Raw genomic sequence first — 20978 nt, 5'->3', positions numbered from 1 at the left:
CAGCGCACGAGACCGCCTAAACGGTGACGTTCCCTGCCACGTCACCGCACTGTCGGCGGATCCCTCCGCGGGAGCCGGCGCTGCCGTCCACACCCTTTACGTCCTTGCACAGCTTATGCGGTTTCGGTCCGGCATTCGGAGTCGAACAGCATTTGGGGATGCTTGGAAGCCTTGGGCGTATGGTTACGGTTTGGCATGACCCATCCTGCCCGACTCATCCTGCCTGATGCCTCCTGCCCGGTGCCTCCCGCTTGATGCCTCCCGCCCGATGCCGCGCTGTGCCCGGCACTCGGCCCGGCGGCTCCTGCCGCGCCGGACACCCGGTTCGATACCCACCGCGGCGGGGTCCGTACGCCCGTCCGGGACAAGGAGTCGCGAAAGTCGCCGGTTACCTCTGGGTAGAGATGACGTTTGCGCCCTCGCGGTACACGATGGGTTGGCGTACGCGCGACACACCGGGGGGACCACTCCCCGTGCCCAGGCCCCGTAGAGCACCACCGAACAGCGAAGGAACAGCGTGGCTTCCGGATCCGATCGCAACCCGATCATCATTGGCGGCCTTCCGAGTCAGGTCCCGGATTTCGATCCCGAAGAGACCCAGGAATGGCTCGACTCCCTCGACGCCGCCGTCGACGAGCGAGGCCGTGAGCGGGCCCGCTACCTCATGCTCCGGCTCATCGAGCGCGCGCGCGAGAAGCGTGTCGCCGTGCCGGAGATGCGCAGCACGGACTACGTGAACACGATCGCCACGAAGGACGAGCCGTTCTTCCCCGGCGACGAGGAGATCGAGCGCAAGGTCCTCAACGCGACCCGCTGGAACGCGGCCGTGATGGTGTCGCGCGCCCAGCGTCCGGGGATCGGCGTGGGTGGTCACATCGCCACGTTCGCCTCCTCCGCCTCGCTGTACGACGTGGGCTTCAACCACTTCTTCCGCGGCAAGGACGACGGCCGGGGCGGCGACCAGATCTTCTTCCAGGGGCACGCCTCCCCCGGGATCTACGCCCGCGCCTTCCTGCTGGACCGGCTGAGCGAGGCGCAGCTCGACGCCTTCCGCCAGGAGAAGTCGAAGGCGCCCAACGGACTGTCCAGCTACCCGCACCCGCGGCTGATGCCGGACTTCTGGGAGTTCCCGACCGTGTCGATGGGCCTCGGCCCGCTCGGCGCGATCTACCAGGCGCGGATGAACCGCTACATGGAGGCGCGGGACATCGCCGACACCTCCGATTCGCACGTCTGGGCGTATCTCGGCGACGGCGAGATGGACGAGCCGGAGTCGCTCGGGCAGCTCTCCATCGCCGCCCGTGAGGGCCTGGACAACCTGACCTTCGTCGTCAACTGCAACCTCCAGCGCCTCGACGGACCGGTGCGCGGCAACGGCAAGGTCATCCAGGAGCTGGAGTCGCAGTTCCGGGGTGCCGGATGGAACGTCATCAAGCTGGTCTGGGACCGCTCCTGGGACCCGCTGCTGGCGCAGGACCGCACGGGCATCCTGGTCAACAAGCTGAACACGACGCCGGACGGCCAGTTCCAGACGTACGCCACCGAGACGGGTGCGTACATCCGGGACCACTTCTTCGGTGACGACCCCCGGCTGCGCGACATGGTCAAGGACATGACCGACCAGCAGATCCTGCACCTCGGGCGCGGCGGTCACGACCACAGGAAGGTCTACGCGGCGTACGCGGCGGCCAAGGCCCACAAGGGCCAGCCGACGGTGATCCTGGCGCAGACGGTCAAGGGCTGGACGCTGGGGCCGAACTTCGAGGGCCGCAACGCGACCCACCAGATGAAGAAGCTCACGGCCGAGGACCTCAAGCGCTTCCGCGACCGGCTGCACATCCCGATTCCGGACTCCCGGCTGGAGGACGGCAACCCGCCGTACTACCACCCGGGCCGCGACTCGGAGGAGATCCAGTACATGCACGACCGCCGCAAGGGTTTGGGCGGTTATGTCCCGACCCGTGTGGTGCGGGCGAAGCCGCTGCCGCTGCCCGAGGACAAGACGTACGCGACCGCGAAGAAGGGTTCGGGACAGCAGTCGATCGCCACCACCATGGCGTTCGTCCGCATCCTGAAGGACCTCATGCGGGACAAGGAGATCGGCAAGCGTTTCGTGCTGATCGCGCCCGACGAGTACCGCACCTTCGGCATGGACGCGTTCTTCCCGAGTGCGAAGATCTACAACCCGCTGGGTCAGCAGTACGAGTCGGTGGACCGCGATCTGCTGCTCGCGTACAAGGAGTCGCCGACCGGGCAGATGCTGCACGACGGCATCTCCGAGGCGGGGTGCACGGCCTCGCTGATCGCCGCGGGTTCGGCGTACGCCACGCACGGCGAGCCGCTGATCCCGGTGTACGTCTTCTACTCGATGTTCGGTTTCCAGCGCACGGGTGACCAGTTCTGGCAGATGGCCGACCAGCTCGCGCGCGGCTTCGTGCTGGGCGCGACCGCCGGCCGTACGACGCTGACCGGTGAGGGCCTCCAGCACGCGGACGGGCACTCGCAGCTGCTCGCCTCGACCAACCCGGCCTGTGTGGCGTACGACCCGGCGTTCGGGTACGAGATCGCGCACATCGTCAAGGACGGTCTGCGCAGGATGTACGGCGGGACCCCCGACGAGAACGAGGACGTCTTCTACTACCTCACCGTCTACAACGAGCCGATCCAGCACCCGGCCGAGCCCGCCGACGTGGACGTCGAGGGCATCCTGGCGGGCATCCACCGCTACAGCGCCGGTGAGCGGGGCGAGATCCCCGCCCAGATCATGGCGTCCGGCGTGGCGGTCCCCTGGGCCGTCGAGGCGCAGCGGATCCTCGCCGACGAGTGGAACGTGAAGGCGGACGTCTGGTCGGCGACCTCCTGGAACGAGCTGCGGCGCGAGGCCGTGGACGTCGAGCGGCACAATCTGCTGCATCCGGAGGAGGAGCAGCGCGTGCCGTATGTGACGCGCAAGCTGTCCGGGGCGCAGGGGCCGTTCGTGGCGGTGTCCGACTGGATGCGGTCCGTGCCCGACCAGATCGCGCGCTGGGTGCCCGGCGCGTACCAGTCGCTGGGCGCGGACGGGTTCGGTTTCGCGGACACGCGCGGGGCTGCCCGGCGGTTCTTCCACATCGACGCGCAGTCGATCGTCCTCGCGGTGCTCACCGAGCTCGCGAAGGAGGGCAAGATCGACCGGTCGGCCCTGAAGACCGCGGTCGACCGTTACGAGCTGCTGGACGTGGCCTCGGCGGACCCGGGCGCCGCGGGCGGCGACGCGTAGCCACGGACGGAACGTCCGGGACGGACCGACGAACTGCCGCGGGGCGGCGGGGGCGGGGCCGCGGCCGCCCCCCCCCGGGGGTTTGCGGGACCCCCCCGTTGGGTTGGCGGCGCCCCCGGGGGCTTGCCCCGGCGCGCGCGGGCGCCCGGGGCGTGGTGCGGCGCCCCCCCCCCCCCCCCACCCCGCGCCCCCCCCCCCCCCCCCGCCGGGGGGGGGGGGGCCCCCCCCCCCCCCCCCCCCCCCCGCGGCGTTTTCCGTCACCCCCCGATGCGTTGTCCGTCGCCCCCGGGCGATTCCCCGGACGCGGTCGGTCGCGGTCAGTTCTCCCAGATCTTGAAGGCCCGTACCTGGTACGGGGCGTGCGGGAGCCAGGTGCCGTCTCCCGGGTAGGTGTCGAACTCGCCCGTCTCGTCGCACTCCGCCGACTGGTAGGCGGTGACGGGCCGGCCCGTGCGGTTGGCCAGCGCCTGGGCGGTGGCGCCCGGCTTCAGCGGTACACAGCTCTCGATGTCGATGGTGGAGAGTTCGTGGACCTGCCGGGCGCCGGTGAATTCGGGTTTCGCCCAGAGACAGAGCTGGCCGCTCCCGCAGTCCCCGAGCCGGCCGGTGGCGGCTTGGGCCGGAGCCAGTGGGAGGAGCGCGGTGGCGGCCAGGGCGGCCGCGACAACGGTCGTACGCACAGAAATCAACCCCCGTGTTGATGTGGATCTTCCTCGCCCACCCTCGGCTGCGCGGCATTGGCGGGGGAAGGGGCCAGGGGGCGGGACCACCCTGATAGGCGACAGCCCCGCCGGAACGTTCCGGCGGGGCTGTTGTACGCACTGTGTTGACACCGCGAGGCGCCCGGGAGGCCGGGGTGGATACGGCCGTCGGCCCGGAGGACGGGCGGGACACGGCCGGAGGCCCGGCGGACCGGTCAGATGTGACCGACGCCCGCGCCCGCCTCGGCGTTCTCCCCACGCTTGGTCAGCATGGCGACCAGCGCGGCGATCACGGAGACGATGCCGGCGACGATGAACGCCGTGCTCATGCCCGAGACGAAGGTGTCGTGAGCGACGCCCACGATCTTGCCCGCGACATCCGGCGGGGTCCCCTCGGCGACCGGCGGCATGCCGACCTTGATGGCGGAGGACGCCTGGTCGAGCTGTTCGGGCGTCAGCGGCGGAAGCTTCGCCTCCGTCCAGTTGCCGGGGAGCTCGGAGTCGACCCGGGCGGCCATGATCGCGCCCAGGACCGCCGTACCGAGGCTGCCGCCGACCTGCATGGCGGCCTGCTGAAGACCACCGGCGACACCGGAGAGCTCCATCGGGGCGTTGCCCACGATGACCTCGGTGGCGCCGACCATGACCGGCGCGAGGCCGAGGCCGAGCAGGGCGAACCAGACCGACATGGTGACGGTGCCGGTGCCGACGGTCAGCTGGGACATGCCGAACATCGCGACGGCGGTGCACACCATGCCTCCGACGAGCGGAACCCTCGGGCCGAACTTGGTGATCATGGCGCCCGCGACCGGCGAGGCGACGATCATCATCGCGGTCAGCGGCAGCAGGTGCAGACCGCTGTCGACGGGGCTCAGCCCGTGCACGTTCTGGAGGTAGAAGGTGACGAAGAACAGGCCGCCCATGAAGCCGAAGGCCATCAGCACCATCAGGACCGTGCCCGCGGAGAGCGGTACGGAGCGGAACATCGCGAGCGGGATCAGCGGCTCCCTGACGCGCTGCTGAACGAGGGCGAACGCGGCGAACAGGACGACGGCGCCCACCAGGAAGCCGACCGTCCTGGCGTCGCCCCAGCCCCATTCGGCACCCTTGATGAGCGCCCAGATCAGGCAGAACATCGCCCCGGACAGCAGCACGATGCCGCCGATGTCGAAGGAGCGCGGGGCGTTCTCGGCGCGGTGGTCCTTGAGGATCATCACGCCCATGACGAGGGCGATCACGCCGACCGGCACGTTGATGAAGAAGACGGACTGCCAGCTGACGTGCTCGACGAGCACACCACCGAGGATCGGGCCACCCGCGGTCGAGGCGCCGATCACCATGCCCCAGATGCCGATCGCCATGTTCAGCTTCTCGGCCGGGAAGGTGGCGCGCAGCAGGCCGAGCGCGGCCGGCATCAGAAGGGCGCCGAAGAGGCCCTGGAGCACCCGGAACGTGATCACCAGGACCACGCTGCTGGAGAAGCCGATGGCGCCCGACGCCGCGGCGAAGCCGACGACGCCTATGAGGAAGGTCTGGCGGTGGCCGAACCGGTCACCCAGCTTGCCCGCGGTGATCAGGGAGACCGCGAGGGCGAGCATGTAGCCATTGGTGATCCACTGGACATCGGCGAGCGAGGCACCGAGGTCCTGCTGGATCGCGGGGTTGGCGATCGCGACGATCGTGCCGTCGAGCGCGACCATCATCACGCCGATGGCCACGGAGAAGAGCGTCAGCCAGGGGTGGCCACGCAGTCCTTTGACAGGTGCGGAGCCGGCAGGGCCCTGGGGCCCCTGCGACGCCTTCTCAAGGGTGGGCTGACTAGTCATACGCGGGAGATTAGTGTCAGTCACTGACAGTTGACAAACCAAATGACGAGTCGGTAACTGTCTCGTAGCTCACAGGTAGGCTGAGCTGGACAAAGCCTGGACAAAGCAGGGAAAAGAGGGCCAGTTCAGTGACCGAAGGGCAGCGAGCCGCGAGCCTTCCGACCGGGCTGCGCGAACGCAAGAAGCGCCGCACCCGGGACGCTCTGATCCGCGCCGCCCTCGACCTGTTCACCACCCAGGGGTACGACGAGACCACCGTCGACGAGATCGTCGATGCCGTCGAGGTCTCCCAGCGCACCTTCTTCCGCTACTTCGCGGGCAAGGAGTCGGCCGTCTTCGCCGTCCAGGACATGGTGGAGTCGCGCTTCATCCTCGAACTGCGTCAACGTCCCACCGGCGAACCCCCTTTCGAGGCAATGCGCCGCGCGGTCATCTGCGCCTGGAACAGTATCGGCGACGCCATCGAGGCCATCGTCCCGGTCGACCTCCATATGCGGACGTACCGGATGATCGAGTCCACGCCCTCCCTGCTCGCCGTCCATATGCGGCGCGGCGTCGCCGTGGAGGATCAGATCGCCGGGCTCATCGCCGAGCGCGAGGGCCTGGACATGGCACGGGACCCCCGGCCGCGTGTCGCCGTCGCCGCGTTCTGCGGGGTGATGCGGGTGACCGGGCAGCTCTGGGGGCGGGGCCACGACGGCACCATGGACTCGCTGCGGTCGCTGACCGAGACGTATCTGGACCAGCTCGGCCCGGCACTCGCCGGGGACTGGCGCGCGCACCCCGCCGACAAGGCGCACCTCAACTGAGGCGGTGTGCCGTACGCCTCGGCCACGGCACATGACCGTCCTCACAACAGGCGGGCCACGACGCCCCGATGCGGCACCCCGGGGAAGCCGGGCGCGTCGGAGCGTGCCGAGTGGCCGAACACAGCGTGAGCGAAACGGCGTTCTCCTCCCCACAGTCGAGTGATGTGCCTCACCCGCTCGACGTCGGCCCGCGCGCGTCTCCTAATGTGGGCCGGAGTGACTTCCTTCGACTCCTCCCCCACGCTCACCGCCTGGCGCGCCCTGCTCGCCGTCGCGGTCGTGTTCGTGATGCTGGCGACCACCGGCTGGACCGCCGTGCGTCACCAGCGATCCGACGCGCCACGCACCCTCGCACTCGCCTCCTGGGCCAAGGGATCAATAGCGGGACAGCCGCTGCCCTCGGCAGATGCTCCGGCCTACAAGCTGGCGCACTTCTTCGCCGCCCTCACGGACGAGCAGAGCGCCGGTCTCGCCCGCAAGTACCCGCTCGTGGTGGGGAATCTGAACGGCGCCCCGGTCACCCTGCGCTACCGGGCCAACCGGCTGGCGCTGGAACAGGCGCGGACGACCGAGCGGAAGCGGGCGCACGACCAGCGCCTCTCGCCCGACGGCCGCGCCGAGGCGCAGCGCCGGGCGGACCGCTTCCGCTCGATGCTCGCGGCCGGCCGGCACTTCCTCGCCTTCGACCCGACGGGCCGCGGCCACGCCGCCGAGGTGTTCGGCGACCTGGACCGGGCCGAGCGGGTCTCGGTGATCGTCCCGGGCGTCGACACGAACCTCCTGACGCTGGAGCGCACGGGAAGCAAGACCAACGCCGCGCCGGTCGGCATGGCCAAGTCCCTGTACGCGGCCGAGCACTCCGCACATCCCGGTGTGCGGACCGCGGTGATCGCCTGGGCCGACTACACCGCACCGGCCGGCATCGGCATGGACGCGGCCCTGGGCAACCTCGCCGAACGCGGGGCGGTCAGGCTCGACGCACTCGTCGGGGCGCTCCCGGGGACCGCTCCCGTCTCGCTGTTCTGCCACAGCTACGGCTCCGTCCTGTGCGGCGTCGCGGCGGACGAACTGCCCGCCCGGGTGACGGACATCGCGGTCGCGGGCAGCCCCGGCATGCGGGCCGACAACGCCGGCCAGCTGCACACCCGGGCCAACGTGTGGGCGATGCGGGACCGCGACGACTGGATCGAGGACGTGCCGAACCTGGAGGTCGGGGGCCTCGGCCACGGTGCCGACCCGGTGGATCCGGGCTTCGGTGCGCGGATCGCGTCGGCGGGCGACGCGGTCGGCCACAGCGGTTATTTCGAGCCGGGTACCGAGAGCCTGGACAACTTCGCCGCGATCGGTGCCGGCGCCTACTCCTCCGTCATCTGCGCCGAGTCCGGCCAAGGCTGCCACGAACAGATTTCCGGCCACGCGACGGTCTGACGGGCGCAACCACCGCACGAACCGAACTGACGCGCGTAGAGAACGGCGACCGGCCACGCAATGCGAGGGCCTCCGAGGGGGGACGAGCGGGCAAGTGCCGCATACGATGAGGCACATGGGTGATGTGCTGGCCGGAATTCATGCCACCTGGGAGTTCGACACCGACTCCCTGCTCATCCGCTTCGAACGGGGTATCCGTACGCCGAGACTCCTCCAGAGCCTCCGTGAGCGCCGCGTGCCGCACGCTGCGCTGTCGTCGGTGACGCTGACTCCGGGCAAGCGGGGCACGGTGGTGCTGCGCGCGGTCCCGAGACCCGGCGCGGACCCACTGCTGGAGGCGGCGGCGGGTCAGCTGAAGGATGGCTGGGATCCGTACCGTCTGGTGCTCCCCGCCGAGCGCGAGACGCTCGCCGAGTACTACGCGGACGAGCTGCGCGCCCAGCTGGGTCCCGATGCGGGCGAGCCCGCCGACCGCTTCCTGGTCGCGGCCCCCGAGGCGCCGATGCGTTTCAAGGCGTACGACGGCCGGGCGAGCTTCGACGGGGACCGGATCTCCTTCCGCTGGTTCTGGACGGGTGCCTCCTCCGAGAAGTGGAAGGCGGGCGACCAGACGTTTCCGGTCACCGAGCTGAGCGGGGTCGAGTGGCGTTCGCCGGACGGCTTCGAGGGCTATCTGCGGCTGCTGCCGCGCGGGCCCGCTCCCGTGGGACCGGCAGCCGGTACGGGCGGCGGACCGTCGGCCACCGGCCCCGGCGCGGGCCTGCTGACGAGCGCCGCGCCGAGCGCGCAGCCGATGGCGGCGGCGCTGCCCCGCGTGGACCAGGACCCGGCCGCGGTGATCTTCGGCCTCGGCTACGGCCCGGTGCACGAGTCGCTGCCGTTCGCCGCGGCCGTGCTGGAATCCGTGCGCAGGAGGCAGTCCGCCCCCGTGGCGGCGGCTGCCGCCCTGGTGAACGCCGTACGGCGGGACCCGGCCGACATCGCGGAGCGGATCCGCCACCTCGGGGAGCTGCACCAGGCGGGTCTGGTGACGGACGACGAGTTCCGCGCGAAGAAGGCACAGCTGCTCGCGGAGCTGTAGGGAGCCGCGGGGAGCGGGGGCGCGTGTCTCCGTACGACGGCGGCGCGGCCCCGGCTCCTCCCGTGCCGACCGCACCGACCGCACCGACCGCACCGACCGCACCGACCGCACCGACCGCACCGGGAGCGTGTCTCGCCTCGGCTTGCGTGCGACCCGGGTAGTACCCCCGTACGACAGAGGCGGCGGCGGACCGCAACCCTGGTATGACGCCGTGGCACGGCTTCGCTGCCTACGCTGATCACGCCATGCCGACCTCTTCCTCTCCCCCGCCCCCGCCCTCACCGCCGACGCCCGAGCACCCGCCGGTGGACGGCCCGCTGAGCGCCGCCCGACGCAATCTGCGCGAGCTCGGCCGGGCGCTGGCCCACCCGTCCCATCCCCCCACGCCGCTGCTGGCCACTGCGCCGCGACGGTGGCAGCGCCTGCTGCCGTACGTCGTCGTGGTGGCGCTCGGCGCCGTCTTCATCCCGGTCACCAGCGTCGTCCTCGCGAACCAGTACGGTCTGAACGGCGGTCTCGTGGCCGCGCTCGCCATCGCGCAGGCCGCGCCGTTGCTCATGCTGGCGCACCGGCCGCTGCAAGCCTGGTGGATCATCTTCCCGGCCCAGATCGTGGGCGCGATCGTGCTGCTCGGCCAGGACGGCGGGCAGGACTCGGCCTGGCCGTGGACACCACCCGGCCTTGTCAGCTACCTCTGCCTGCTCCTGGCGCTGGGCCTGCGCGAGCAGCGGCGGACCCTCGTCGCCGTCTGGCTGTCGACGGCGGCGGCGGGGATCATCCTCTATCTGGTCTCCCCCCGTCACGGCAGCGACGACTCGGTTCTGCTCGTCGTCCTCGGTGCCGTGGTGCTGGTGATCGGCGCCGCGATCCGCGAACGCGGCGTCGCCCAGCACCGCCTCCGGGAGCAGGAGACCATCAGCGAGGCCGAGCGGGCGCAGCGGACGCTGCTGGAGGAGCGGACCAGGATCGCCCGCGAGCTCCACGACGTGGTCGCGCACCACATGTCGGTGATCACGGTCCAGGCCGACTCGGCCCCGTACCGGATCCAGGGGCTGTCGGACGAGGCGTGCGAGGAGTTCGGTTCGATCGCCGCGAGTGCGCGGGAGTCCCTCACCGAGATGCGGCGCCTGCTGACGGTGTTGCGCAGCGAGGGTACGGAGGGTGAGCGGGCGCCTCAGCCGGGGCTCGACCGGTTGCAGCAGCTGGTGGAGGCGACGGTACGGGCCGGGCTGCCGGCCGAGCTGTCGATGCCCGCCGGGCTGACGGGTGTCCCGCAGGCGGTGGACCTGTCCGCGTACCGGATCGTGCAGGAGGCCCTGGCCAATGTGGTCCGGCACGCGCCGGGGGCCAGGACCCGGGTGTCGGTCGGTTCCGACGGCGCGCATCTGACGGTGCTGGTCGTCAACGACCCGCCGGAACACACGGGTTCGTCGCTCGCCCCGCGCACCCCCGTGGAGACGACGGGGACGGGCCACGGGCTGGTCGGCATGCGCGAACGCGTACGGTTGACCGGCGGCACGCTCGACACCGGGCCGTTGCCCGAAGGCGGATTCCGGGTCGCCGCGCGGCTCCCACTGCCCCCGGCCGCCGCGCCCGATTCCGCCCCGCCCCCGCGACCGGAGGACTCTTGACCATCCGTGTGATCATCGTCGACGACCAGGCCATGGTGCGGGCGGGGTTCGCGGCACTGCTGGCGGCGCAGGCCGACATCGACGTGGTCGGTGAGGCACCGGACGGCCGCCAGGGCGTCGACGTGAGCCGCCGCACTCATCCGGACGTGGTCCTGATGGATGTGCGGATGCCCGGGACGGACGGCCTGGCGGCGGCCCGCGAGCTCCTGAACCCGCCGGTGGGCGTGGTGCACGTGCCCAAGGTGCTGATGCTCACGACGTTCGACGTGGACGACTACGTGTACGAGGCGCTGCGCGCCGGCGCGTCCGGGTTCCTGCTGAAGGACGCCCCGCCGGCCGACCTGATCTCGGCGGTCCGGGTGGTGGCGGCCGGCGACGCGCTGCTGGCGCCCTCCGTGACGCGACGGCTGATCGCGGACTTCGCCCGGCAGCGGCCGTCCTCGGCCGGACGCGGTGGACCGGCGCTGCGGCTGAACGGGCTGACCCCGCGCGAGACGGAGGTGCTGGAGCTGATCGCGCGAGGGCTGTCGAACCAGGAGATCGCGGGGCATCTGGTGCTGGCCGAGCAGACCGTGAAGACCCATATCGGGCGGGTGCTGGCCAAGCTGGACCTGCGCGACCGCGCCCAGGCGGTGATCTTCGCGTACGAGGCGGGGCTGGTGGTGCCGGGCGAGGGGTAGGCGCCGGGTCGTCGTCCGGCGAGGGAGAACGCCTTTCGGTCCGCCCCGCGGTTGAGGACCGGCCCGCCCGGCCATTGATGACCTCCCCCGGCCCGTCCGGCGATTGAGGACGTCCCCACGCCCGTCCGGCGATGCGAGGTCACAGGCGTCCGCCGGACGCCCCCGGCACCGCCCCGTACACCCCCTACCCCGGTATCACTCCGCACTTGGCCCCCCGGTGTGACGCCTGCGCACCCACCCTCTTCCTACCTTCCTCCCCGTCGCGCCGATCGGCGTACGGGAGCCGGTTCAGCCGGAGAGGGAGGGTCGGATGCGCCGCTATGCGAGGACCTTGGTCGCGGTCGCCCTGGCGACCACCATGGTGACGGGGACCGCCGGCTGGGTGTCGGGGAACGCCCAGCACGCGCTGACGGGGCCGCCGCCCGGCACCGCCGCCTGGCGGTCGGACCACGTGCTGGGCCGGGAGCTGCCCGATCCGGAGCGGACCGCGCCCGCCGAAGTGGCCCGGTTCTTCGCGGGGTTGAGCGAGCAGGACCGGCAGAGCCTGGCCGTCCGGCATCCGCTGGTCGTCGGGAACCTCGACGGCGTACCCGTCGAACTGCGCTACCGGGCCAACGCCCTTTCCCTGAAGGCCGTTCACGACCCCCGGTACGCGGGCCTCGCCTCGGACCCGCACCGCCGCATCCTCGCCTTCGACCCGCGCGGCCGTGGCCAAGTGGCCGAGGTGTTCGGTGACTTGACCACCGCCGACCGGGTGTCCGTCGTGGTGCCGGGTTCGGACATCGACGCCGGGACCTTCGACCGTACGAACGATGTGTACGGGACACCGGCCGGCATGGCCAAGTCGCTGTACACGGAGACCGGTCCGGGCAGTGCGGTGATCGCCTGGGCCGGGTACACCACCCCCGTCGGCATCGGCCTGGACGCCGCCACCGGTTCGCTCGCCGAGGCGGGTGCGGACCGGCTGACCCGGTTCACGGACGGGCTCACGGCCACCGGTGTGCCCGAGCCGACGGTGTTCTGCCACAGCTACGGCTCCGTCGTCTGCGGTCTCGCCGCATCCCGGCTGCGCGCCGGCGACCTGGTCGTCCTCGGGTCGCCCGGGATGCGCGCCGACACTGTCGAGGACCTGCGCACCGAGGCCCGGGTGTGGGCCGCCAAGGACCCGGACGACTGGATCGACAACGTACCGAACGTCGAGTTCGCGGGGCTCGGCCACGGCGCCGACCCGGCCTCCCCCGAGTTCGGCGCCCGCCGGGTGCCGGCCGCCGACGCCCACGGCCACACCGGCTACTTCGCCCCCGGCACCGAATCCCTGCACGCCTTCGCCGCCATCGCGAACGGCACGTACCCGGAAGGGGATGCCCGATGAGCCTGCGCGCCCTCGCCTCCCGTATCGAATCCCGTACCCCCGCCCACCGCGACCGCGCCCTCGACGGGCTGCGTGCCCTGGCCCTGCTCGCCGTGCCCACCGGGCACTGGCTGCTCGGCGGATTCACGCTCGACGGCGACGGGGCCCTGCACAACGCCAGTCCGCTGTCGTCCTTCGGCGCGCTCGCCCCGTTCAGCTGGGTGCTCCAGATGCTGGGCGTCTTCTTCCTCGTCGGCGGCTACGCCTCGGTGCTCTCCTACCGTCGGAGGAAGTCCACGACGGGGGCCTGGCTGCGGGGCAGAATGGCCCGCCTGGGCAGGCCGGTGCTCGGGGTGACGGCCCTCTGGGCGGTGATGATCCCGGTACTGCACCTGCTGGGTGTGTTGGGTGACACGCTGCGGACCGGGTCGAAGCTGGTGATCCAGCCGCTCTGGTTCGTCGGCGTGTACGCGGTGGTCACCGCGCTGACGCCGTACTGCGTCCGGATGGCGAAGCGGCTCGGCGGCTGGGCCGCGGCCCCGCTGCTCGGCGCGGTCGCCGTCGTCGACCTGCTGCGCTACGGACCGCTCGCCGATGCCATGCCCTCCTGGCTGAGCATGCTGAACATCGTTCCCGGCTGGCTGTTCGCGTACCAGCTCGGCGTCTCCTGGGCCGAGGGCCGGATCGGGAGGCGGGGCGCCCGGCTGCTGCTCGTCGGCGGTGGGGTGCTGTTCGCCGCCCTGCTGCTGCTCTTCCACTACCCGGCGTCGATGGTCGGGGTGCCGGGTGAGGCCCGTACCAACTCGCATCCGCCGTCGCTGCTGGTCCTCGCGCTGGCCGCCGCGCAGAGCGGCGCGGCGATCCTGCTGCGCGGCCGGATCGCCGGGCTGCTGCGCAGGCCGCTGGTGTGGGCGCCGGTCGTGGTGATCAACCTGTCGGCGATGACGATCCTGTGCTGGCACCAGACGGCGATGCTCGCGGCGGCGGTCCCGGCCTCCTTCGCGGGCGAGGTGCCCGGACTGACGACGGGTCCGGACACGCTCGGCTGGGTGGTGGCGCGGCTGGCCTGGATGCCGGTGTTCGCGGGGCTGCTGGTGCTGATCGCGCGGTACGCCCGGCGGTTCGAGGCACCGTGGAAGGCGGGAACGCGCGCCGCGAACGCCCGCCGCGCGATGGCGGGGGTGCTCGCGGCGGGCTTCGCGGTCTTCGCCCTGGGGCTGGCGTGAACGGCCCTCGCCGCCCCGGGGGCGACGTGAGCGGTCCTCGGTGCCCCAGGCCCCGGCCTGAACGGTCCCCGCCCCCGGACCGACGGGAAGGGGAGTGCCGGTCCCCTACTCACGGGCCGCCGACGTCGAGCTCATGTCCGGGTAGCGGTCCCCCGCCACCTGGCCCGCGATGGGCTCCAGCAGTGCCAGTTCCTCGGCCGACAGCGTGAGCCGGGTGGCACCGGTGTTCTCCAGCAGCCGGCTGCTCCTACGGGTGCCGGGGATCGGCACCACGGCCAGCCCGTGCACCTGGGCCCGCTGCTGGACCCAGGCCAGCGCCACCTGGGCCGCGGTCGCCCCGTGCGCGGCGGCGATCTTGTGGACGGGTTCGAGGAGCGCGGCGTTCGTCTTCGCGTTGTCGCCGGTGAAGCGCGGCTGGAACTGCCGGAAGTCGTTCTTCGCCAGCTCCTTGCCCGCGTCCGCGAACGCCCCGGTCAAAAAGCCCCGGCCGAGCGGCGAGTACGGCACGAACGTCACCCCCAGCTCCACGGCGGCGGGCACGGCGCTGCGCTCGACGTCCCGGCTGAAGAGCGACCACTCGGACTGGAGGGCGGCGATCGGGTGCACGGCGTGCGCCTCACGCAGTTCCGCCCCGGTCACCTCGCTCAGCCCGAGCTGCTTGACCTTGCCCTGCGCCACCAGCTCGGCCATCGCGCCGACGGACTCGGCGAGCGGCACGGCCGGGTCGCGGCGGTGCATGTAGTAGAGGTCGATCACGTCGGTGTCCAGCCGGCGCAGGCTGTCCTCGACCGCCTTGCGGATGTACGCCGGGTCGTTGCGCACGCCCCGGTAGTGCGGGTCGTCCTCGCGCCGCTCGATGGCGAACTTCGTGGCGAGGGTGATCTCGTCCCGGTGCGCGCCGACGAAGGGCGCGATGAACGTCTCGTTGGCGCCGCTGCCGTAGATGTCGGCGGTGTCGAAGAGCGTGACACCGGCGGCGAGGGCCGTCTCCAGGGTCTCGCGGGCCGCGGCCTCGTCGGTGTCTCCGTAGAACTCGCTCATGCCCATGCAGCCGAGCCCCTGGACACCGACCTGCGGGCCGCCCCTGCCGAGCTCCGTGGTGGCGATCTTGTTGTCAGTCATCAGACACTGGGCCTTTCCGGCGCCCGGCGGGCGCCCGCATAGAACTCGATCTTGTGGTCGAGGACGGCGAGGGTGTCGTGGAGCTCCGCGATCCGCGTCCTCACGTCGCGGCGGGTCGCCTCCAGCAGCTCCTGGCGTTCCTCGAAGGTGTGGTCGCCCTCGCGCAGCAGTTCCGCGTACCGGACCATGTCGGCGACCGGCATCCCGGTCAGCCGCAGCTTGCCGACGAAGGCGAGCCAGTCCAGGTCCGCGTTGGTGAAGCGGCGCTGCCCCGTGTGCGACCGGTCGACGTGCGACATCAGCCCGATCCGCTCGTACCAGCGCAGTGTGTGGGCGCTCAGTCCGGTGAAGGCGGCCACCTCACTGATGGTGTAGCGGTCCTGGCCCTCGGGACGCGGATGGGACCGGGGAGCCTCCGTCGTACAGGCGTCCGCCCCTGCCGAAGTGATCTCCGTCTGCGTCTGCGCCTGCGTCCCCGTCTCCGTCACCGTCATGCCCTCCACGCTAGAACCTTGGAGCGCACTCTAAGCAAGCGCAATCGGATGCGAGTTTCGGCCACGCCCGTACACCGCCCCGTTCAGGGGGCGGCCGGGGTCAGTGGGACCGGGCGAACAGTGCGTCGAGTTCCGGGAAGGCGATGCTCTCGGTGAGGGAGTCGTAGCTCCCGGTGCCGAGGAGTTCCCGAGCGGTGCGGCGGGCGGCGGCGTAGGCGGCCTGTGCGACGCCGGAGCCGAGACTGACGCGGGCCACTCCGAGGGCGCCCAGCTCGGAGACGGCCGGGGCGCCGGGACCGGCCATGACGTTCAGCGGTACGGAGATGCCCCCGGCCAGCGCCGCGATGGTGGCGGAGTCGGTGACACCGGGAACGAAGATGCCGTCCGCGCCCGCCTCGACGTACCTGTGCGCGCGGGCCAGGGTCTCCTTCAGCCGGGTCTCCGGGTCGCCGAGCCCGAGCAGGAAGGTGTCGACACGGGCGTTGAGGAACAGGTCCGCACCCGCCCGGTCGGCGCTCCGCCGGGCCGAGGCCAGCCGCGCCGCGAGTTCCGCCGGCGGCCGGGTTCCGTCCTCGATGTTGACGCCCGCGGCACCGGCAGCGAGCACCCGGGCCACGGTCTCGCCGACCCCGGCGGCGTCCGTCCCGTAGCCGCCCTCGATGTCCGCGGTGACCGGAACGCCGACGGCGGAGACGATGCGGCCGATCAGTTCCAGCGCCCGGTCACGGGTGAGGAAGCCGCCGTCCGGGGAACCCAGCGACCAGGCGGCTCCGGCGCTGGTCGTGGCTATCGCCGGGGCGCCCTCGGCCTCGATGACGCGAGCGCTCGCGACATCCCAGGCGTTGGCGAGAGCCAGGGGCGCGGACGCGGTGTGGAGCGAGCGGAAAACGCGCGCATTGTCCTGCTGTGCGGTGGTCATGCCGCCATCAAACATCGGCTGCCGCCCGCCTTCCGGCAGGAATCCGACACCTACGTAGGCCCCGGGGACCGGCACCCATGCCCCCACCTCATGCCCCCACCTCCGGAGTCGCCCCCGGAATCGACCTCCGGAGTCGACCTCCGAAGGCCGTCCCGGGCCGACCATTTACTCTCGTACGTATGCAGAGCCTGGCGATGATCGACAACTGGCCCGTCCCCACCGCGGCGACGGCCGTCGTACGAGCGGACGGGACCGTCGTCGGCACCCGCGGCCCGACCGCGCACCGCTTCCCGCTCGCCTCCGTCACCAAGCCGCTCACGGCCTACGCGGCGCTGGTGGCGTACGAGGAGGGCGCGGTCGAACTCGACGAACCGGCCGGGCCCGAGGGCTCCACGGTCCGGCACCTGCTGGCCCACACCAGCGGCCTCGCGTTCGACGAGCACCGGGTCACGGCCCCGCCCGGCAATCGGCGGCTCTACTCGAACGCGGGCTTCGAGGTGCTGGGCGACCACATCGCGAAGGCGACGGACATCCCGTTCCCGGAGTACCTGCGCCAGGCGGTGCTGGAACCCCTGGGGATGACGGCGACCTCACTGGACGGCTCGCCCGCCCGCGACGGCGTCTCGACCGTCGACGACCTGGCGCGGTTCGCGGCGGAGCTCCAGGCGCCCCGGCTCCTGGACCCGCGCACGGTGCTGGAGGCGCAGACCGTCGTCCACCCCGGGCTGAAGGGCGTCCTGCCGGGCTACGGCCACCAGAACCCCAACGACTGGGGTCTCGGCTTCGAGATCCGGGACCACAAGTCGCCGCACTGGACCGGCTCTTCCTCCTCCCCCGGGACGTTCGGGCACTTCGGGCAGTCGGGCACGTTCCTGTGGGTCGACCCGGTGGCGGGAGCGGCCTGCGTGACCCTCACAGACCGGGCCTTCGGCCCCTGGGCCGCCGAGGTGTGGCCGCCGTTCACGGACGCGGTGCTGGCGGAGCTGAGGCCGTGACCGGGGCGGCGGCCAGGCACTCGAACCACACCGCCTTGCCGCCGCCGTCGCGGCGCACCTCCACACCCCACTTGTCGGTGACGGCAGCCACCAGCACCAGCCCCCGCCCGCCCTCGTCGAGCACATCACCCTCGGTCACGACGGGCAGCGCCGGGCAGGCGTCCGCCACTTCGACGCGTACGCCCGCGCCCTCCGGGAGCCGGAAGACGAACGTCTGGCAGCGGCGTCCCGGCACATGCCGGACGACGTTGGCGATCAGCTCGGTCAGCGCGAGTTCCGCCGCTTCGGCGACCTCCGGCATGCCCCACCCCTTGAGGTAGAGGCCCAGAATGCGCCTCAGATGCCGGGCGGAGTGCTCCCCCATGGCGAAGTCGGTGCGGTAGACGGGCTCTTCGGACTCGGCCCGGGGAGCAATTACGTGATTCATGTCACCATGATGCGAGCGCATGACTACGCTCGGCTACGTACGGAACCGAACGCCGCGAGGCGTTGCACATCGGAGGTCCCTGCCGTGGCCAACATCCAGACGCTCGACCCCAGCGCCTCCCCACTGGACTACTACGGCTGGGAATTACGCCGTCTGCGCGAGGCCGCCGGCCTGAACCAGGCCCAGTTGGGCGACATCATCTTCTGCACGGGCTCGCTGATCGGCCAGATCGAGACGACGAAGAAGCTGCCCACCCGCGACTTCTCCGAACGGGTCGACGCCGCGCTGGGCACGGGCGGGACGTTCTCCCGGCTGATGGGCCTGGTCCTGCGCAGCCAGCTGCCGACATGGTTCCAGCCGTACGCGGACATGGAGGCCCGCGCCACCTACATCTCCACGTACCAGGCGCAGTTGGTCTACGGGCTGTTGCAGACGGAGGACTACGCGCGAGCTGTCCTGGCCACCGGTATGCCCGACGATCTGGAGGGCCTGCTCGCCGCCCGGATGGAGCGTCAGCGCATCCTGGAGCGCGAACGGCCACCGCTGACCTGGGCCGTACTGGACGAGGCGGTGCTGTATCGGGTGATCGGCGGCCGGGAGGTCATGCGGGCCCAACTGTCGCGGCTGTTGGACTTCACCACCAACCGGTGGATGCGCATCCAGGTGCTGCCCTTCGTGGCAGGCGAACACGCAAGCCTCGAAGGCTCGTTCACCATCATGCGCTTCGACGACGATCCGGACATCATCTACACCGAGGACATCATCTCCGGCCATATGACCGCCAGCCCTGACATGGTCCGGGAGGGCTCGCTCCGATACGCTCACTTGCAGGCTGCCGCCCTATCTGTAGAGGATTCGGCAGCTCTGATCGCCCGTGTGATGGAGGAGCGTTATGGAGACCGGCCCCGACCTGAAGAGCGCGCAGTGGCGTAAATCCAGCTACAGCGGAAGCTCTGGCGGTGAATGCGTCGAGTGCACCGTGACCGGCGGCGCCACCTGGCGCACATCCTCGTACAGCGGCAACACCGGCGGCGAGTGCGTCGAGGTCGCCGCGGGCGTCTCCTGTGGTTCCGTGCCCGTCCGCGACAGCAAGGTCCACGACGGGCCCGTCATCGTCGTCGGGGCAGCGGCCTGGCGCGGCTTCGTGGACAGCCTCTGCGCGAAGTGAGCTCGCCCGGGAAGCCGTCGGCGCGGTGGGCGACATGGAGCAACCTGCTCACCTGCGGTGACGGTTCCGGCGTGTCGTGAGGCGGGCGTTCCCGGCACGCCCCGAGGGTGGCGGGAGACCTCACGAGAAGGGGCGAGAGATGCCCGAAGTCACCACCCCGTACGCGACCGGCACACCGTGCTGGGTCGATCTGATGGTGAAGGACCAGCAGGCCACTCTGGACTTCTACCGCGACCTGCTCGGCTGGCAGGGGCAGCCCAGCCCGGCCGAGTTCGGCGGGTACGCGGTGTGCGAGCTGAACGGCAAGGCGGTGGCCGGCATCGGCAGGACGGCGGTTCCCGAAGGGACGCCGGAACCGCCGACCGTGTGGACCAGCTACCTGGCCTCCACCGATGCCCAGGCCACCCAGGACGCCATCGTCGCCGCCGGGGGCACCCTGCTGGCCCCGGTGACCGACATCGGTGACATGGGGCGGATGCTGATCGCCGCCGACCCGCAGGGCGCGGTGTTCGGAGTGTGGCAGCCCGGCACCTTCTCCGGTGCCCAGGTGGTCAACGAGGCCGGTGCGCTTGTCTGGAACGAGCTCCACACCAGCGATGCGCTCGCCGCCACCGCCTTCTACGGCGAGGTGTTCGGCATCGAGTTCCGGCCGCTGAGCGGGGCGGACTCCTACTGGGAGGTCCGGGTCGGCAACCGCGCGGTCGGCGGTGCCACCCTGCTGGCCGACGACCCGCCCGGCACCCCGGCGCACTGGCTGACCTACTTCGCGGTCGACGACGTGGACTCCTGCGTGGACGCGCTGGTCCGGCAGGGCGGCAGCGTCCTCACACCGCCGTTCGACATGATGGCCGGCCGGATGACCGTGGTCACCGATCCGCAGGGCGGCGCGTTCGCGATGATCAAGCCGACGCCCATGTGAGCCCCCCTTCTCCTCGCACATCGCGCATACGCGTGTGGCCCGCCCGGAGCTCCGGGCGGGCCACACGCGTATGTGCCGGGCACCCCTCCCCGGCAGGGGACCCGTCATCGGCGGCCCGGTACGTTCCCGCGTGAAGAAGCAGCGCTTCCGCAGGGGTGGGGCCCGTACCGAAAGAGGATCAAGCCATGACACATCGACCGGAGGATTTCCTTCGCGGCAGGGCCGGATCCGTCCGACGGCACGGAGATCAGGCCCGGCGGGAACCTTCGGCCCGGTGCCGGACACGTACAGGGCATGGAACTGAACGACGCTGATCCCGCAGGCCCGGTCGGAGCGATATCCGACCGGGCCCTGTGGGCGAGGGCCGTCGAAGGGGACCGGGAGGCGTTCGGCCGGATCTTCGACCGGCACGGGAAGACCGTCTACAACTATCTGTTCCGGCGGACGGCCGACTGGTCCGAAGCCGAAGACCTCACGTCGACCGTGTTCCTGCACGCCTGGCGCCGACGGTCGGAGACCGTACTCGACCGCGACTCGGCCCTGCCGTGGCTGCTCGGCATCGCCGACCGCCTGGTGTCGAACACCAGACGGCGGCTGAGGCGGGCCGAGGCGTTGCTGCACCGGCTCATCTCGCACGACGAGCCGGTGGGCGACCACGCGGAACGCGTCGCTGTCCGGGTCGACGACGAGCGTCGTATGTCGGAGATCCACCGGGCGCTGGCCCGGCTGCCGCGCCACGAACGCGAGGTCATCGAGCTCTGCGTGTGGTCGGGCCTGGACCAGCAGGCAGCCGCGGCAACGCTGCGGGTGGCCGTCGGAACGGTGAAGTCCCGACTGCACCGGGCCCGGCGGAGACTGGGGGCCGATCTCATCGAAGGAGCCATGGCCGAGGCGTCGTTCAGTTCCAGGAATCCCGTCAACGCGGAAGAGGTCGCACGATGA

At 71.4% G+C, this 20978-nt stretch carries 19 protein-coding genes; 13 read left to right on the top strand and 6 right to left on the bottom strand.

The annotated features are described in order from the left end of the window. The first annotated feature begins 517 nt into the window (after positions 1–517). The gene (gene aceE, locus ACZ4LX_RS17225) at positions 518–3259 is read left to right on the top strand and encodes a pyruvate dehydrogenase (acetyl-transferring), homodimeric type (protein ID WP_467641922.1); all 2742 of its coding nucleotides are present in this window, start codon (positions 518–520) and stop codon (positions 3257–3259) included. A 317-nt stretch (positions 3260–3576) separates the two neighbouring features. On the opposite strand, the gene ACZ4LX_RS17220 is transcribed toward aceE, so the two are convergent. Together ACZ4LX_RS17220 and ACZ4LX_RS17215 are read right to left on the bottom strand one after the other, a co-directional pair. Next, positions 3577–3939 carry a peptidase inhibitor family I36 protein gene (locus tag ACZ4LX_RS17220; protein ID WP_467641925.1) on the bottom strand — a complete coding sequence of 121 codons (363 nt, stop codon included), beginning with the start codon at positions 3937–3939 and terminating at the stop codon, positions 3577–3579. A 236-nt stretch (positions 3940–4175) separates the two neighbouring features. Then, positions 4176–5786 carry an MFS transporter gene (locus ACZ4LX_RS17215; RefSeq protein ID WP_467641928.1) on the bottom strand — a complete coding sequence of 537 codons (1611 nt, stop codon included), beginning with the start codon at positions 5784–5786 and terminating at the stop codon, positions 4176–4178. A 128-nt stretch (positions 5787–5914) separates the two neighbouring features. Here ACZ4LX_RS17215 and ACZ4LX_RS17210 point away from each other — a divergent pair, with 128 nt between their 5' ends. The 7 genes from ACZ4LX_RS17210 to ACZ4LX_RS17180 all read left to right on the top strand — a co-directional run bounded on the left by ACZ4LX_RS17210 (position 5915) and on the right by ACZ4LX_RS17180 (position 13992). Then, the gene (locus ACZ4LX_RS17210) at positions 5915–6595 is read left to right on the top strand and encodes a TetR family transcriptional regulator (protein ID WP_467641931.1); all 681 of its coding nucleotides are present in this window, start codon (positions 5915–5917) and stop codon (positions 6593–6595) included. A gap of 216 nt (positions 6596–6811) precedes the next feature. Continuing rightward, positions 6812–8023 carry an alpha/beta hydrolase gene (locus ACZ4LX_RS17205; RefSeq protein WP_467641933.1) on the top strand — a complete coding sequence of 404 codons (1212 nt, stop codon included), beginning with the start codon at positions 6812–6814 and terminating at the stop codon, positions 8021–8023. Between the two features lie 115 nt (positions 8024–8138). After that, complete coding sequence (locus ACZ4LX_RS17200; RefSeq protein ID WP_467641936.1) at positions 8139–9104, top strand: DUF4429 domain-containing protein; 966 nt, start codon at positions 8139–8141, stop codon at positions 9102–9104. Between the two features lie 245 nt (positions 9105–9349). Further along, a complete protein-coding gene (locus ACZ4LX_RS17195; protein ID WP_467641939.1) occupies positions 9350–10735 on the top strand; it encodes a sensor histidine kinase in 1386 nt (461 codons plus the stop codon). After that, positions 10732–11415 (top strand): response regulator, encoded by a 684-nt coding sequence (locus tag ACZ4LX_RS17190; protein WP_467641941.1) that lies wholly within the window; start codon positions 10732–10734, stop codon positions 11413–11415. Before ACZ4LX_RS17195 ends, ACZ4LX_RS17190 begins: the two co-directional genes overlap by 4 nt. Before the next feature lie 310 nt (positions 11416–11725). Beyond that, positions 11726–12787, top strand: a complete 1062-nt coding sequence (locus tag ACZ4LX_RS17185; RefSeq protein WP_467641944.1) for an alpha/beta hydrolase — start codon at positions 11726–11728, stop codon at positions 12785–12787. Then, positions 12784–13992 (top strand): acyltransferase family protein, encoded by a 1209-nt coding sequence (locus ACZ4LX_RS17180; protein ID WP_467641947.1) that lies wholly within the window; start codon positions 12784–12786, stop codon positions 13990–13992. The genes ACZ4LX_RS17185 and ACZ4LX_RS17180 overlap by 4 nt, the downstream gene beginning before the upstream one ends. Positions 13993–14097: 105 nt before the next feature. On the opposite strand, the gene ACZ4LX_RS17175 is transcribed toward ACZ4LX_RS17180, so the two are convergent. From ACZ4LX_RS17175 to ACZ4LX_RS17165, 3 genes are all read right to left on the bottom strand, one after another. Continuing rightward, positions 14098–15114 (bottom strand): aldo/keto reductase, encoded by a 1017-nt coding sequence (locus ACZ4LX_RS17175; protein WP_467641950.1) that lies wholly within the window; start codon positions 15112–15114, stop codon positions 14098–14100. Further along, positions 15114–15608 (bottom strand): MerR family transcriptional regulator, encoded by a 495-nt coding sequence (locus ACZ4LX_RS17170; RefSeq protein WP_467641953.1) that lies wholly within the window; start codon positions 15606–15608, stop codon positions 15114–15116. Before ACZ4LX_RS17170 ends, ACZ4LX_RS17175 begins: the two co-directional genes overlap by 1 nt. Positions 15609–15708: 100 nt before the next feature. Continuing rightward, positions 15709–16527: an isocitrate lyase/PEP mutase family protein gene (locus tag ACZ4LX_RS17165; RefSeq protein ID WP_467641956.1), complete on the bottom strand. Its 819-nt coding sequence runs from the start codon at positions 16525–16527 to the stop codon at positions 15709–15711. 179 nt (positions 16528–16706) lie between these two features. Here ACZ4LX_RS17165 and ACZ4LX_RS17160 point away from each other — a divergent pair, with 179 nt between their 5' ends. Further along, a complete protein-coding gene (locus tag ACZ4LX_RS17160) occupies positions 16707–17522 on the top strand; it encodes a serine hydrolase domain-containing protein (protein ID WP_467641959.1) in 816 nt (271 codons plus the stop codon). Here ACZ4LX_RS17160 and ACZ4LX_RS17155 read toward each other — a convergent pair. Beyond that, the gene (locus ACZ4LX_RS17155; RefSeq protein WP_467641962.1) at positions 17488–17949 is read right to left on the bottom strand and encodes an ATP-binding protein; all 462 of its coding nucleotides are present in this window, start codon (positions 17947–17949) and stop codon (positions 17488–17490) included. The genes ACZ4LX_RS17160 and ACZ4LX_RS17155 overlap by 35 nt on opposite strands. 84 nt (positions 17950–18033) lie before the next feature. Between ACZ4LX_RS17155 and ACZ4LX_RS17150 the strand changes: the two genes are divergently transcribed. The 4 genes from ACZ4LX_RS17150 (at position 18034) to ACZ4LX_RS17135 (ending at position 20978) form a co-directional block, all read left to right on the top strand. Next, the gene (locus ACZ4LX_RS17150; RefSeq protein ID WP_467641965.1) at positions 18034–18882 is read left to right on the top strand and encodes a helix-turn-helix domain-containing protein; all 849 of its coding nucleotides are present in this window, start codon (positions 18034–18036) and stop codon (positions 18880–18882) included. Then, positions 18842–19117: a DUF397 domain-containing protein gene (locus tag ACZ4LX_RS17145; protein ID WP_467641968.1), complete on the top strand. Its 276-nt coding sequence runs from the start codon at positions 18842–18844 to the stop codon at positions 19115–19117. Before ACZ4LX_RS17150 ends, ACZ4LX_RS17145 begins: the two co-directional genes overlap by 41 nt. A gap of 139 nt (positions 19118–19256) precedes the next feature. After that, positions 19257–20036 carry a VOC family protein gene (locus ACZ4LX_RS17140; protein ID WP_467641971.1) on the top strand — a complete coding sequence of 260 codons (780 nt, stop codon included), beginning with the start codon at positions 19257–19259 and terminating at the stop codon, positions 20034–20036. Positions 20037–20330: 294 nt separating this feature from the next. Further along, on the top strand, positions 20331–20978 hold the full coding sequence (locus ACZ4LX_RS17135) for an RNA polymerase sigma factor (protein WP_467641973.1): 648 nt from the start codon (positions 20331–20333) through the stop codon (positions 20976–20978).

It is taken from the genome of Streptomyces sp. NPDC026062 (assembly GCF_055568375.1).
Note: the sequence above shows the minus strand (reverse complement) of the source record. Positions and strands in the feature narration are given on the sequence as shown.

Excerpts from the sequence above, each read along its gene's own strand:
- ACZ4LX_RS17215 (WP_467641928.1), bottom strand. The coding sequence starts at position 5,786 with ATGACTAGTCAGCCCACCCTTGAGAAGGCGTCGCAGGGGCCCCAGGGC.
- ACZ4LX_RS17200 (WP_467641936.1), top strand. The coding sequence starts at position 8,139 with ATGGGTGATGTGCTGGCCGGAATTCATGCCACCTGGGAGTTCGACACC.
- ACZ4LX_RS17195 (WP_467641939.1), top strand. The coding sequence starts at position 9,350 with ATGCCGACCTCTTCCTCTCCCCCGCCCCCGCCCTCACCGCCGACGCCC.
- ACZ4LX_RS17185 (WP_467641944.1), top strand. The coding sequence starts at position 11,726 with ATGCGCCGCTATGCGAGGACCTTGGTCGCGGTCGCCCTGGCGACCACC.
- ACZ4LX_RS17180 (WP_467641947.1), top strand. The coding sequence starts at position 12,784 with ATGAGCCTGCGCGCCCTCGCCTCCCGTATCGAATCCCGTACCCCCGCC.
- ACZ4LX_RS17175 (WP_467641950.1), bottom strand. The coding sequence starts at position 15,114 with ATGACTGACAACAAGATCGCCACCACGGAGCTCGGCAGGGGCGGCCCG.
- ACZ4LX_RS17170 (WP_467641953.1), bottom strand. The coding sequence starts at position 15,608 with ATGACGGTGACGGAGACGGGGACGCAGGCGCAGACGCAGACGGAGATC.
- ACZ4LX_RS17165 (WP_467641956.1), bottom strand. The coding sequence starts at position 16,527 with ATGACCACCGCACAGCAGGACAATGCGCGCGTTTTCCGCTCGCTCCAC.
- ACZ4LX_RS17160 (WP_467641959.1), top strand. The coding sequence starts at position 16,707 with ATGCAGAGCCTGGCGATGATCGACAACTGGCCCGTCCCCACCGCGGCG.
- ACZ4LX_RS17155 (WP_467641962.1), bottom strand. The coding sequence starts at position 17,949 with ATGAATCACGTAATTGCTCCCCGGGCCGAGTCCGAAGAGCCCGTCTAC.
- ACZ4LX_RS17145 (WP_467641968.1), top strand. The coding sequence starts at position 18,842 with ATGGAGACCGGCCCCGACCTGAAGAGCGCGCAGTGGCGTAAATCCAGC.
- ACZ4LX_RS17140 (WP_467641971.1), top strand. The coding sequence starts at position 19,257 with ATGCCCGAAGTCACCACCCCGTACGCGACCGGCACACCGTGCTGGGTC.
- ACZ4LX_RS17135 (WP_467641973.1), top strand. The coding sequence starts at position 20,331 with ATGGAACTGAACGACGCTGATCCCGCAGGCCCGGTCGGAGCGATATCC.